The organism is Massilia sp. Root133, from assembly GCF_001426525.1.
Lineage (GTDB): Bacteria > Pseudomonadota > Gammaproteobacteria > Burkholderiales > Burkholderiaceae_D > Telluria > Telluria orientalis.
In genome coordinates, this window is the sequence record NZ_LMEW01000035.1 from 171,462 (window position 1) to 183,441 (window position 11,980).

Consider the following 11,980-nt stretch of genomic DNA (forward strand, 5'->3'; position numbering starts at 1 on the left):
TTTCCGGAATCTGCTTCGCCGGCCGCAGCGCGGTGCGGGTGGCGCCGCGCGCTGTGGTTTTGCGAGATTCCCTTATTCTTTACAAAGCGGTGATTTATCCACACAATCGCCGTGTTTAGCAAGGAATACTTTCCCAAATGGCTGCCCAGAATAATGCTCCCCTGCCCGATGGGCTGGAAATTGGCGGATATCGCATTGTAAAGAAAATTGCGTCCGGCGGGTTCAGTATTGTTTATCTTGCATATGATGCCGACGGCAACGCCGTGGCGATCAAGGAATACCTGCCCAGCGCCCTGGCGCTGCGGGCCCCCGGTGAGCTGGCGCCCACGATCCCGAAGGCGAACCTGCCCGTTTTCCGCATCGGCCTGAAATGCTTTTTCGAAGAGGGAAGGGCATTGGCGCGCATCGTCCATCCGAACGTCGTGCGGGTGTTAAATTTTTTCCGCGCCAACGACACGGTCTATATGGTGATGGCCTACGAATCGGGCCACTCGCTGCAGGAAGTCGCCGCGCGCATCCATGCGAAAGGCAGCCGCGCCGGCGAACCGTTCATCCGCCAGGTGTTCAACGGCGTCTGCGCGGGCCTGCGCGACGTCCACGCGAACAAGCTGTTGCACCTGGACCTCAAGCCGGCCAACATCTACCTGCGCACGGACGGCTCGCCCATGCTGCTCGACTTCGGCGCCGCGCGCCAGACCATCCACACCGACGCGCCCACGCTGGCGCCCATGTACACGCCCGGCTTCGCGGCGCCCGAGCTGTACGCGAAAGGCAGCGCGCTGGGGCCGTGGACGGACATCTACAGCATCGGCGCCGCCATGTTCGCGTGCATGGCGGGCGCGCCGCCGCAGCCGGCCGACCAGCGCCGCGCGGCCGACACGATGGGCGGGCAGATCGCGATGCTGGATGGCGCGTACACGCCGGGCCTCGTGGCGATGGTGAAGGCGTGCCTCGCGCTCGATCCGCTGGCGCGGCCGCAGAGCGTGTTCGCCGTGCAGAAGGTGCTGCAGGCGGGCCTTCCTGCGACGCCGGCGGCGCTGCCGCCCGAGACCGACGATGCGGCGCCGGCCTCCGGCTGGCGCGGCCTCGTCGAACGCATCGGCTTCGGCCGCGGACGCGCCTGAGGATAAACCATGCAATTTTCCGTCTACCAGCAAAGCCACATCGGCGGCCGCAAACTCAACCAGGACCGCATGGGCTATCTGTACACGCGCGACGCGCTGCTGCTCGTGCTGGCGGACGGCATGGGCGGCCATTTGCGCGGCGAGGTCGCGGCCACGATCGCCCTGCAAAGCATCGCCACGCGCTTCAAGGCGCAGGCGACGCCGTACGTGCGCAAGCCCGAGCGCTTCCTGCAGGAGGCCTTGCAGCAGGCGCACGAGGACATCCTGCGCTACACGCGCGAGAAGGCGATGCCGGACAGCCCGCGCACGACGATCGTCGCCTGCCTCGTGCAGCACAACAGCGCCGTCTGGGCCCATTGCGGCGATTCGCGCCTGTACTGGCTGCGCCGTGGCCAGGTCCTCGGGCGCACGCTCGACCATTCGCACATCGAGTACCTGATCGCGAAAGGGCAGGCCGACGCGAGCGAGCGCACCACGCACCCGGACCGCAACAAACTGTACAACTGCCTGGGCGCGTCGACGCCGCCGAAGGTCGAGCTGTCGCGCGCGGCCAGCCTGGAGCCGGGCGACATCCTGCTGCTGTGCTCCGACGGCCTGTGGTCGATGCTGCCCGACACCGAGATCGCGCACCGCCTGTCCGCGCAGCCGATCACGCAGGCGGTGCCGGAGATGATCGCGATGGCCACCGCCATCGCCGGCAGCCGCGGCGACAACACGACGGCGCTCGCCATCCAGTGGCAGGGCGCAGGGACGCCGGCCGCCGCGGGCGACCCGAGCGTCGTCTCGACGCAGATGGTGCCCGACGGCGAAGTCACGAGCCGCATCGATGCGCCTGCCGCGGCGCCCGCACCGGACGACCCGTTCGACGAGGACGACATCGAGAAGGCCATCGCCGAGATCCGCGATGCCATCGAGAAGTCGTCGCAAATATTGAAGTAAATTGAAACAATCAACCACGAAGGACATCCATGACCCAAACCCTCCGCCCCAGCGGCCGTGCCGTCGACCAGCTGCGCGCCATCCGCATCACCCGCCAGTACACGAAGCACGCCGAAGGTTCCGTGCTGATCGAATGCGGCGACACGAAGGTGATCTGCACCGCCAGCATCGAGGAAAAAGTGCCGGGCTTCCTGAAGGGCAAAGGGCAGGGCTGGCTGACCGCGGAATACGGCATGCTGCCGCGCTCCACGCACACGCGCATGGACCGCGAGGCGGCGCGCGGCAAGCAGTCCGGCCGCACGCAGGAAATCCAGCGCCTGATCGGCCGCTCGCTGCGCGCCGCGTTCGACCTGGAAGCGTTCGGCGAACGCACGCTGCACCTGGATTGCGACGTGATCCAGGCCGACGGCGGCACGCGTACCGCGTCGATCACGGGCGCGATGGTGGCGGCCTATGACGCGTTCTCGAAGCTCGTGACGGCGGGCCTGGTGCCGGCCGTGCCGGTCAAGCATTTCGTCGCCGCGATCTCGGTGGGCGTCGTGGGCGGCGTGCCCGTGCTGGACTTGGACTACGTCGAGGATTCGGGCTGCGACACCGACATGAACGTCGTGATGACGGAGGCCGGGCACTTCGTCGAAGTGCAGGGCACGGCCGAGGGCGAGGCGTTCGACCGGGCGGGGATGAACCGTCTGCTCGACCTGGCAGAGCAGGGGATCCGCGAGCTGGTCACCCTGCAGAAGCGGGCGCTCGGACTGACTGCGTGAACCGTCGCCCCCGCGGAGGCGGAGGGCCAATTTTGCATGCGTTACCGCGACGCGGGCAAACTTGGATCCCCGCCTTCGCGGGGATGACGTATTACCGTACGAGGCTTACGACAGTAGCCCGGTCAGCCAGCTCGGGTGAAACGGCAACCCCGCCAGCCCGGCCACGCCATAGAACACGCCGATCGCCGTCGGCACCAGCGCCGCGAGATACAGCCAGCGCTGGCGCGTCAGCGTCGTCACGGCCAGCAGCGACAGGGCCAGCGCCAGCGCCGCGTCGGACAGGTCGAACTGGTCGTCGCGGTAGTTCAGCGCGTCGTACGTGTCCTGGTCTTGCTTCGCCTGCGCCAGCACGTCGTTCTTCTTCTGCGCCTGGTCGTGTTCCAGCTTTTCCAGATCCGCGATCGCGGCCGTGTAGCCAGCCTGCTCGCCGGCCGGGCGGCCGGCGGCGGCCAGGCGCACCTGGAGCAGGGTCGTATGCGCCTGTTCCTGGCGCAGGTTGCGGGCCTGGTAGAAGGCCCAATGATCGATCTTGTCGGCCTGCGCCTGCTGCATCGCCTGCACGATGTTGTCGTCCTTGACCTTGCAGACGCCCATGAAGGACGCCAGCAGCGCCACGGTCAGCGCGACCTTGCGGTCGAGGGTGTCGGTTTCCATGTCACTCCTTCGCGTTCCCGGTGCCCGGCAGCTTCAGCCGGCCTGTGTGATAGTCGTACTCATACAGCTCGCCGTAGCGGCCCCACTCGATCGCCACTTCCAGCATGCGCTTGGCCTGGTCCGCTTCGAGCGCGTCTTCCAGCAGGTCGATGAACGGATCTTCCGGCAGCGCGCCGCCTGTCTCGTCCTCCAGCTGGCGGCGGATGCGCGCGGCCAGCGGCACGTTTTTCAACAGCTGCTGGCCGAACAGCGTCTGGCGCAGCGCCTGGTCGGCCTGGGCATAGCGCAGGCCCAGACCGGTCAGCGCGATGTCGCCGCGCTCGACGTGCGCGAGGCCCAGCAGGTTCAATGCCTCGTAGGTCGGGAACAGTTCCTCGTCCGGCAGCTCGGTGTCTTCCGACAGCTGCGGCAGGTCGGCGCGGCCGTCGTACGGAGCGCCCGCGAGCAGGTCCAGCACGCTCTCCATGCGGCCCACGTCCGTGTCCGGCAGGCGGTAGTCGATGGTGGCCGGGCGCGCCGTCGCGGGCGCCGCGGCGGGACGCATCGTCATCAGGCCATAGACCTCGTCGACGAGGGCGCGCACTTCCGGCGCGTCGGCATTGCGCGGGCGCGGCAGGTCGATGCGGATCTCGTGGCGCACGCGGCCCGGATCGCTCGACAGGATGATGATGCGGTCCGCCATCATGACGGCTTCCTCGATGTTGTGCGACACGATCAGGATGCCGCGCGTGGGGATCCGTTTGCCGTCCCACAGGTCGAGGATGTCGCCCCGCAGCGTCTCCCCCGTCAGCACGTCGAGCGCGGAGAAGGCTTCGTCCATCAGCAGCACGTCCGGGTGCGTGACGAGCGCGCGCGCGATGCCCACGCGCTGGCGCATGCCGCCCGACAGCTCGCGCGGCAGCGCGCTGCCGAAGCCGGAGAGGCCGATCAGGTCGAGCATCGCGTCCGCCCGCTCGCGCCGCGCGGCGGGAGGGACGCCCTGCGCTTCGAGCCCGAGCTCCACGTTCTGCTGCACCGTCAGCCAGGGGAACAGCGCGAACGATTGAAAGACCATCGCGACGCCGGACAGCGGCCCGCGGATGGGACGTCCGCGGTATTCGACCTTGCCCGCGTCGGCCGGCACGAGGCCCGCCACGATGCGCAGCAGCGTGGATTTGCCGGAGCCGGATTTGCCCAGCAGCGCGACGATCTCGCCGTCCGCCAGCGTGAAGTCGACGCCTTCCAGCACGGTGCGCGGGGCGCCGTCGGCGCTGCGGAAGGCCTTTTTCACGGCCTGCAGTTCGATCAGTTTGTCGGTCATTTTCATACTCCCTATCAGCGGCTGCGGTCTTCGGCCAGCAGGTACAGCCGGCGCCAGAAGAAGCGGTTCAATACCATGACGAACACGCACATCACCCCGATGCCGAGGGCGATGCGGTGGAAGTCGCCGGCGTCCGTCATCTGCTTGATGTAGCTGCCCAGGCCATCGGCCACGAGCGACGTCTTGCCCCACGTGACGTATTCCGCCACGATGCTCGCGTTCCACGAGCCGCCGCTCGCGGTGATCGCGCCCGTCACGAAGCTCGGGAACACGGCCGGCAGGTACACGCGCTTCCATTTCAGCCAGCCCGTCAGGCCGAGATTGTCGGCCGCGAGCCGCAGCTCGTTCGGCAGCGTGGAGGCGCCCGCGACCACGTTGAACAGGATGTACCACTGGGTGCCGAACACCATCAATGGACTGAGCCAGATGTTCGGATTCAGGCGCAGGTGCACGAGCGCGTACACGACGAGCGGGAACATCAGGTTCACGGGGAACGCGGCGAGGAATTGCGCGAGCGCCTGCACGGCCTGCGCGTAGCGGGGCCGCAGGCCGATCCACACGGCGACCGGTACCCACACGAGCGACGCGAGGCCGATCAGCAGCATCACCCGCACGAGCGTGATGCAGCCGAGGCCCACGACGCGCAGCGCTTCGCCCCAGCCGACCTCCGCGTGGATGAACAGGATAAAGCGCCATGCGCCCAGCAGCGCGAGCGCGAGGACGATGCGGTCGATCGCGCGCGCGGACAGCGTGAAGCGGGAAACGCGCGGCGCCGCGTCGACGGGTTCGGGCGTGCCGAACCAGCCGAGCGTGCGCGCGAGCGCCGCCCACATGCGGTCGGTGAGGGCGCGGATCCACACGCTGCGGCGGCCCCAGTCCAGCACCCACGATTGCTGCGCATATTCTCCCTGCGATTCCTCGAAGCGGAATTTGTCCGCCCACGCGAGCAGGGGACGGAAGAACAGCTGGTCGTACAGCAGGATGCCGGCGAACATGGCGGCGATGGCCCACGCGATGGCGCCGCCGTTCTTCTGTTCGATGGCGACGGCGATGTAGGCGCCGATGCCCGGCAGCTTGATGTCCTGGCCCGCCACCGAGATCGCCTCGGCGGCGACGAGGAAGAACCAGCCGCCGGACATCGACATCATCATGTTCCACAGCAGCGCGGGCAGCGCGTACGGCAGTTCCAGGCGCCAGAAGCGCTGCCACGGCGACAGCCGGAACACGCGCGCCGCTTCCGCCAGTTCGGGCGGGATCGTCTTCATCGACTGGTACAGGCTGAACGCCATGTTCCACGCCTGCGACGTGAAGATCGCGAACACGGCGGCGCACTCGACGCCCAGCAGGTTGCCGGGGAAGAGGGCGATGAACGGCGCGATGGCGATGGCCTGGAAGCCCAGGATCGGCACCGACTGCAGCACGTCCAGCAGCGGCACCATGATCTTTTCCGCGCTCTTCCAGCGCGTGGCGACGACGGCGAACGCGAACGTGAACAGCAGCGCGGCACCCAACGCGCTGAACATGCGCAGGATCGTGCGCAGCAGGTAGTATGGGAGGACCGCCGGATCGAGCGAGATCGGCGTCGGTTGGCCCAGCACGAACGGGCGCGCCATCTGCATCGCGCCGTACGCGGCCAGTGCCAGCACGACGAGGACGAGCGGCAGCAGCGCCCAGTCCCAGCGGTTCGGGGTGGTCGCGAGAAACGGGCGGCCGTTTCGTCCAGGGTATAACAGGGAACTACGAAACATCGGTATCTCCGTCGGTGAACGGCATACCTTTCATTCGCGCTTGGTGATTCGTGTGTCGTGGATACCATCATCCGCCCTGGGGCGAGATGACGGCAGGAGGAAGGACCTGCGTTATCTTGCCGGGGCGAGACCGGCATTCAGCCGGCAACAACTGCCACTCGAACAAGTGCCCATGAAAGGGACTCCATGAAATGAAAACGGTCGGATTTTACGTTGCAGCGCATCAATACGGTATTACGATCTGGTAATGTGCCACGACATGTCGACATTACCTGATCGTAATTTTTAGGCCCCGTCACTCGCCTATACTGCACCGCAGCGCTATAGTCCACTTAACACCAAGAGCCGAATCATGCCGAACTGCCTCGTGATCGAAGACGATACCGAAACCCGCGACTACCTTTGTAGCGGATTGCGCGCGGCCGGCTATGCCGTGCAGGCGGAAACGAATGGCGAAGCGGGCAACCGCCGCCTGCAGGAGACGCGCTGGGACGTGGTCGTCCTCGACCGCATGCTGCCCGGCCAGGTCGACGGCCTGGGCATCCTCGAGCAGATGCGCGCGCGCGGCGACGGCACGCCGGTGCTGATCCTGTCCGCGCTGAACAGCGTCGACGAGCGCGTGCGCGGCCTGCGCGCGGGCAGCGACGATTATCTGACCAAGCCGTTCGTCATGTCGGAACTGCTGGCGCGCGTGGAAAACCTCAGCCGCCGCAACAGCTGGTCGCGCGAAGCCACCGTGCTGCAGGTGGCCGACCTGCAGCTCGACGTGCGTACGATGCGCGTCACGCGCCAGGGCACGACGATCACGCTGCAGCCGCGCGAATTCCGCCTGCTCGAATACCTCATGCGCCACGAAGGCCAGATCGTCACCCGCACGATGCTGCTGGAAGGCGTGTGGGAATATCATTTCGATCCGCAGACGAACGTCATCGACGTGCAGATCAGCCGCCTGCGCAGCAAGATCGACAAGGATTTCAACCCCGCCCTGATCCACACGGTGCGCGGTGCCGGCTACGTGCTGAGCGCCGCGCCGACCTATGGCCCGTCCGCCCGCTAGCAGCCGGTTCGGCCTGCGCGGCTCGATCGCGTTCCGGCTGGCGGTCGGCTACGGCCTGCTGCTGGCCGCATCGATGGCGACCCTGTCCGCCATCGTCTATTTCGGCACGGTGGGCGTGTTCGAGCACTCGATCGACAACAAGATCATGGCCGTGGAAACGCACCTGGCCGATGCGTGGGTCCGCGACGGCCGCGCCGGTCTCGTACGCGAAATCGACGCCCAGCTGCACGACCTGATCGACACCGACACCGAGGTGGTCGGCCTCGTCGATGTGAAGGGCCACCTCCTGGCCGGCAACCTGGGGCGCTGGTACGGCGAGCTGCCGGCTGCCGGCGATCTGGCGTTCGGGCAGATGGAACGGAGCGGCACGCCCGTCTCCGTGCGCCTGATCGCGACGCGGCTGGACGACGGCAGCCGGCTCGTCGTCGGCCGCGACCTGATCGAACTCGACGCCATCCGCAGCGTCGTCGAGCGCGCGCTGCTCGTCAGCGGCGCCGTGTCGATCCTGCTCGCGTTCTTCGGCGCCCAGATCTTCCGCTCGCGCCTGGAAGCGCGCATCGGCCGCATCCGCCGCACGACGGCGCGCATCGCGGCGGGCGAGCTGTCCAGCCGCATCGTCGTGATGGGCAACGACGAATTCGCGCGCCTGGCCGACGACATCAACCGCATGCTCGACCGCATCGAAGCGCTGATGGAAGGCGTGCGCCACGTATCGAATTCGATCGCGCACGACCTGCGCACGCCGCTGTCGCGCGTGCGCTCGCGCCTCGACCGCGCGCTGCAGGCCTCGGCCGATCCGCACGCGCTCGTCGCCGACGCACGCCTGGCCATCGAAGACATCGACAGCGTCATTTCGCTGTTCGACAAGCTGCTGCAGATCGCCGCGCTGGAATCCGGCGTGCGCGCGGGCACCTTCGAAAAACTCGACCTGGCCGCCATCGCGCACGACATGACGGAATTGTACGAGGCGGCCGCGGAAGAGCAGGGCGTCGCGCTGCGCTTCGCGGGCACGCCGACGACCATCCGCGGCGACCGCGACCTGCTGGCCAGCGCGCTGGCCAGCCTGATCGACAACGCCATCAAGTACGGCCGCACCGGCGGCCGGGTGGACGTCGAAGTGGCCACCGTCGACGGTGCGCCGGCATTGACCGTGCGCGATTATGGCCAGGGCGTGCCGCTCGAGGACATGGACAAGCTCACGCGCCGCTTCTACCGCGTGGACCAGAGCCGCCACCTGCCGGGCAACGGCCTGGGCCTGTCCATCGTCACCGCCATCACCCAGCTGCACGACGGTACGCTCGCGCTGCGCCGCCTCGAGCCGGGGTTCGAGGCGAGCATGGTGTTCCCGCGGGCTTGATTTCACGCCGTCGTCCCCGCGCAGGCGGGGACCCATGCTGAGCTACCGAAGCCCTTCCGCCATGCATGCTGTGGTACTTCCAAAATACCGAATTTTGTGACTCAGCATGGATTCCCGCTTGCGCGGGAATGACGGTCTGAAATCCGTGCGGCGCGCAGCATGACCCATGCGGCCAGCGCCAGTTCGACGACCTTGGTCGCGCGCTGCACGAGCAGGTTGACGTCCGGCCCCGCGATGAATTCTACGTTCGAAAAGATGCTGGCCAGGTTCAGCACCATGTGTAGCACCACCACCAGCCACAGGCTGCCCGTGCGGTAGCGCGCGGCCGTGAACATCATGCCGGCGCAGGCGCTCATCAGGGCCCATACGACGGCATGCGGCCAGTCGCCGTCCATCGTGCCGTGGATCAGGTGCATGGAGCCGAACAGCAGCCCGTTCGCGACGATCGCCTGCCACACGGGAAGGCGCAGCAGCAGCGCGAAGATCACGCCGCGGAACAGGAGCTCCTCGCCGAAGGCGTTCACGAGCTGCATCAGCACTTCGGCGCCCACGTCGGGCCGCGCATCCAGGCGCACGCCCATGGATGCGAACATCAGCACCGGCACGAAGCAGGCGAGGAAGAATGGCGACGGGCGCAGGCGGTCGAGGTCGAAGCCGACGGCGCGCCACAGGCCGAGCGCCTGCGTGAGCAGCAGCGGCAGCAGGACGGTCGACGCGAATGCGGCCAGCTTGATTTTGCCCCACGCGGCCGGCGGGGCGAATTCCTTGCCGGCCTTGAGGATCAGGATCGTGATTGCGAATTGCAGGCCGGCGCACAGGATGGCGGCGGCGAGAGGATGGCGGTCGGCCGCTTGGCGAAATGACATGGGAGTCTCCTTTATCGTTATCGTGGCGCGATGATAAGAAGCGGCCAGGCTTGGTGCCAGCGGCGCGCGACCGGCTGCGCGTATCGCGGGATGAGCGGTAAAATACGCAGTTCTTCGTCCAGACCGAGACAGCAATGACCCAACGCCTCATCCTTGCCTCCAACAATGCTGGAAAACTCAAGGAATTCGCCCAGCTGCTGGGCCCGATCGGCTTCGAACTGCATCCGCAGGGCGAGTTCGACGTCCCCGAAGCGGAAGAACCGTTCGGCACCTTCGTCGAGAACGCGCTGCAGAAGGCCCGCCACGCGGCGCGCCTCACCGGCCTGCCGGCCCTCGCCGACGATTCCGGCGTGTGCGTGAACGCCCTCGGCGGCGCGCCCGGCGTCTATTCCGCGCGCTTCGCGGGCGAGCCGAAGTCGGACGCGCGCAACAACGAGAAGCTGATCGCCGACCTGGCCGCGCACGCCGACAAATCGGCGTATTACTACTGCGTGCTCGTGTACGTGCGCCACCCCGACGATCCGCAACCGGTGATCGCGGACGGCGTATGGCGCGGCCAGATCGTCGACACGCCGCGCGGCGCGGGCGGCTTCGGCTACGATCCGCACTTCCTGCTGCCCGAATTCGGCCGCACGGCCGCCGAGCTGGCGCCGGAAGAAAAGAACGCCGTCTCGCACCGCGGCCAGGCGTTGCGCGCCCTCGTCGACAAGCTCGGGAAACTGAAATGATTCCGATCAAGCCCGTCGGCCCGGTCACCGAACCGCGCTCCCCGGCGACGGCAGCCTTGCAATACCTGCAACCGGGCGCGCTGAACCTGACGGCGCTGCCGCCGCTGGCGCTGTACATCCACTGGCCGTGGTGCGTGCGCAAATGCCCGTATTGCGACTTCAATTCGCACGAGTCGAAGGAACCGGTTCCCGAACAGGCTTACCTGGACGCGCTGCGCGCCGACCTGGAACAATCGCTGCCGCTGATCTGGGGCCGCAAGATCCACACAGTGTTCATCGGCGGCGGCACGCCGAGCCTGATCTCGGCGGCGGGGCTGGACCGGCTGATGTCGGACCTCCGCACCTTGCTGCCGCTCGATCTCGACGCCGAGATCACGATGGAAGCGAATCCCGGCACGTTCGAGGCGGAGAAATTCAAGGCCTTCCGCGCCAGCGGGATCAACCGCCTGTCGATCGGCATCCAGAGCTTCAACAGCCGGCATTTGCAGGCGCTGGGCCGCATCCACGACGCCGAGGAAGCCATCCGGGCCGTGGGGATCGCCCAGGCCGATTTCGACAATTTCAACCTCGACCTGATGTACGCGCTGCCGGGGCAGACGCTGGTGGAGGCGCAGGCCGACATCGACATGGCGCTGTCGTTTGCGCCGCCGCATTTGTCGCTGTACCACCTGACGATGGAACCGAACACGGTGTTCGCGAAGTATCCGCCGGAGCTGCCGGGCGACGACGAGAGCGCCGACATCCAGGACATGATCGCCGAGCGCACGGCCGCCGCGGGCTATGAGCACTACGAGGTCTCGGCGTATGCGAAGCCGGGCCACCGCGCGCGCCACAACCTGAACTACTGGAAGTTCGGCGATTATCTCGGCATCGGCGCGGGCGCGCATTCGAAGCTGTCGTTCCCGCACCGCGTGCTGCGCCAGGCGCGCTACAAGCAGCCGGCGTCGTTCATGGAGGCGGCAGGGAAGGGCAATGCGGTCGCCGAGGAACACGAGCTCGCGCGCGCCGACCTGGGCTTCGAGTTCATGCTCAACGCGCTGCGGCTGACGGAAGGGTTCGACCCGAACCTGTTCGGCGAACGCACGGGCATGCCGATCAACGCGATCGAGAAGGACCTGAACGCGGCCGAAGCGAAGGGCCTGATCTACCGCGATTTCCGCGTGATCCGGCCGACGGTACTGGGGCAGCGTTTCCTTAACGACCTGCAGGAGATGTTCCTGGCCGAGTGACAAAGAGCGCATTTTGGCGCGGGCCCGGTCTGCTAAGGTAGCGGCTTCGACAACCCGCTCACATCATGACGCATCCGACTCTGGCGTTCGTGCCCCTGATCGTGGGGCTGTGCGCCACCCTCGCCACCGCCACGAACAGGCGCCTGCAATTCGGCCTGTTCTGCACCATTGCCCTCGTGCTCGCCGCAGCGCTGGCGGGCGAGTTCGGATGACG

General features: G+C 67.2%; 12 protein-coding genes. 8 read left to right on the forward strand and 4 right to left on the reverse strand.

Going from position 1 to position 11,980, the window contains the following annotated elements; genetic code table 11:
• Positions 1–137: 137 nt before the first annotated feature.
• Genes ASD28_RS27575 through rph form a run of 3 tightly spaced genes read left to right on the forward strand, consistent with a single transcriptional unit; the run spans position 138 to position 2,827 of the window.
• The gene (locus ASD28_RS27575) at positions 138–1,124 is read left to right on the forward strand and encodes a serine/threonine-protein kinase (protein WP_056136337.1); all 987 of its coding nucleotides are present in this window, start codon (positions 138–140) and stop codon (positions 1,122–1,124) included.
• Positions 1,125–1,133: 9 nt separating this feature from the next.
• Positions 1,134–2,063, forward strand: a complete 930-nt coding sequence (locus ASD28_RS27580; protein WP_056136339.1) for a PP2C family serine/threonine-protein phosphatase — start codon at positions 1,134–1,136, stop codon at positions 2,061–2,063.
• 29 nt (positions 2,064–2,092) lie between these two features.
• Positions 2,093–2,827 (forward strand): ribonuclease PH, encoded by a 735-nt coding sequence (rph, locus tag ASD28_RS27585; RefSeq protein ID WP_056136341.1) that lies wholly within the window; start codon positions 2,093–2,095, stop codon positions 2,825–2,827.
• 105 nt (positions 2,828–2,932) lie between these two features.
• Here rph and ASD28_RS27590 read toward each other — a convergent pair whose 3' ends face one another.
• Genes ASD28_RS27590 through ASD28_RS27600 form a run of 3 tightly spaced genes read right to left on the reverse strand, consistent with a single transcriptional unit; the run spans position 2,933 to position 6,529 of the window.
• The gene (locus tag ASD28_RS27590; RefSeq protein ID WP_056136343.1) at positions 2,933–3,481 is read right to left on the reverse strand and encodes a DUF4337 domain-containing protein; all 549 of its coding nucleotides are present in this window, start codon (positions 3,479–3,481) and stop codon (positions 2,933–2,935) included.
• Between the two features lies 1 nt (position 3,482).
• A complete protein-coding gene (locus ASD28_RS27595; RefSeq protein ID WP_056136345.1) occupies positions 3,483–4,781 on the reverse strand; it encodes a nitrate/sulfonate/bicarbonate ABC transporter ATP-binding protein in 1,299 nt (432 codons plus the stop codon).
• Between the two features lie 14 nt (positions 4,782–4,795).
• A complete protein-coding gene (locus ASD28_RS27600) occupies positions 4,796–6,529 on the reverse strand; it encodes an ABC transporter permease subunit (protein ID WP_056136347.1) in 1,734 nt (577 codons plus the stop codon).
• Positions 6,530–6,881: 352 nt separating this feature from the next.
• On the opposite strand from ASD28_RS27600, the gene ASD28_RS27605 reads away from it, so the two are divergent.
• Both ASD28_RS27605 and ASD28_RS27610 read left to right on the forward strand, forming a co-directional pair.
• Positions 6,882–7,586, forward strand: a complete 705-nt coding sequence (locus tag ASD28_RS27605; RefSeq protein ID WP_056136349.1) for a response regulator transcription factor — start codon at positions 6,882–6,884, stop codon at positions 7,584–7,586.
• Entirely contained in the window at positions 7,567–8,943 is a 1,377-nt protein-coding gene (locus ASD28_RS27610; RefSeq protein WP_056136352.1) for a HAMP domain-containing sensor histidine kinase, read from the forward strand. The genes ASD28_RS27605 and ASD28_RS27610 overlap by 20 nt, the downstream gene beginning before the upstream one ends.
• A 101-nt stretch (positions 8,944–9,044) precedes the next feature.
• On the opposite strand, the gene ASD28_RS27615 is transcribed toward ASD28_RS27610, so the two are convergent.
• On the reverse strand, positions 9,045–9,809 hold the full coding sequence (locus ASD28_RS27615) for a CPBP family intramembrane glutamic endopeptidase (RefSeq protein ID WP_056136354.1): 765 nt from the start codon (positions 9,807–9,809) through the stop codon (positions 9,045–9,047).
• A 134-nt stretch (positions 9,810–9,943) separates the two neighbouring features.
• Between ASD28_RS27615 and rdgB the strand changes: the two genes are divergently transcribed.
• The 3 genes from rdgB (at position 9,944) to ASD28_RS32150 (ending at position 11,978) form a co-directional block, all read left to right on the forward strand.
• On the forward strand, positions 9,944–10,537 hold the full coding sequence (rdgB, locus tag ASD28_RS27620) for an RdgB/HAM1 family non-canonical purine NTP pyrophosphatase (protein WP_056136356.1): 594 nt from the start codon (positions 9,944–9,946) through the stop codon (positions 10,535–10,537).
• Positions 10,534–11,766, forward strand: coding sequence for a radical SAM family heme chaperone HemW (hemW, locus tag ASD28_RS27625; RefSeq protein WP_056136358.1), 1,233 nt, complete (start codon positions 10,534–10,536; stop codon positions 11,764–11,766). The genes rdgB and hemW overlap by 4 nt, the downstream gene beginning before the upstream one ends.
• A 65-nt stretch (positions 11,767–11,831) precedes the next feature.
• The gene (locus tag ASD28_RS32150; protein WP_156403716.1) at positions 11,832–11,978 is read left to right on the forward strand and encodes a hypothetical protein; all 147 of its coding nucleotides are present in this window, start codon (positions 11,832–11,834) and stop codon (positions 11,976–11,978) included.
• The last annotated feature ends 2 nt before the right edge of the window (positions 11,979–11,980 follow it).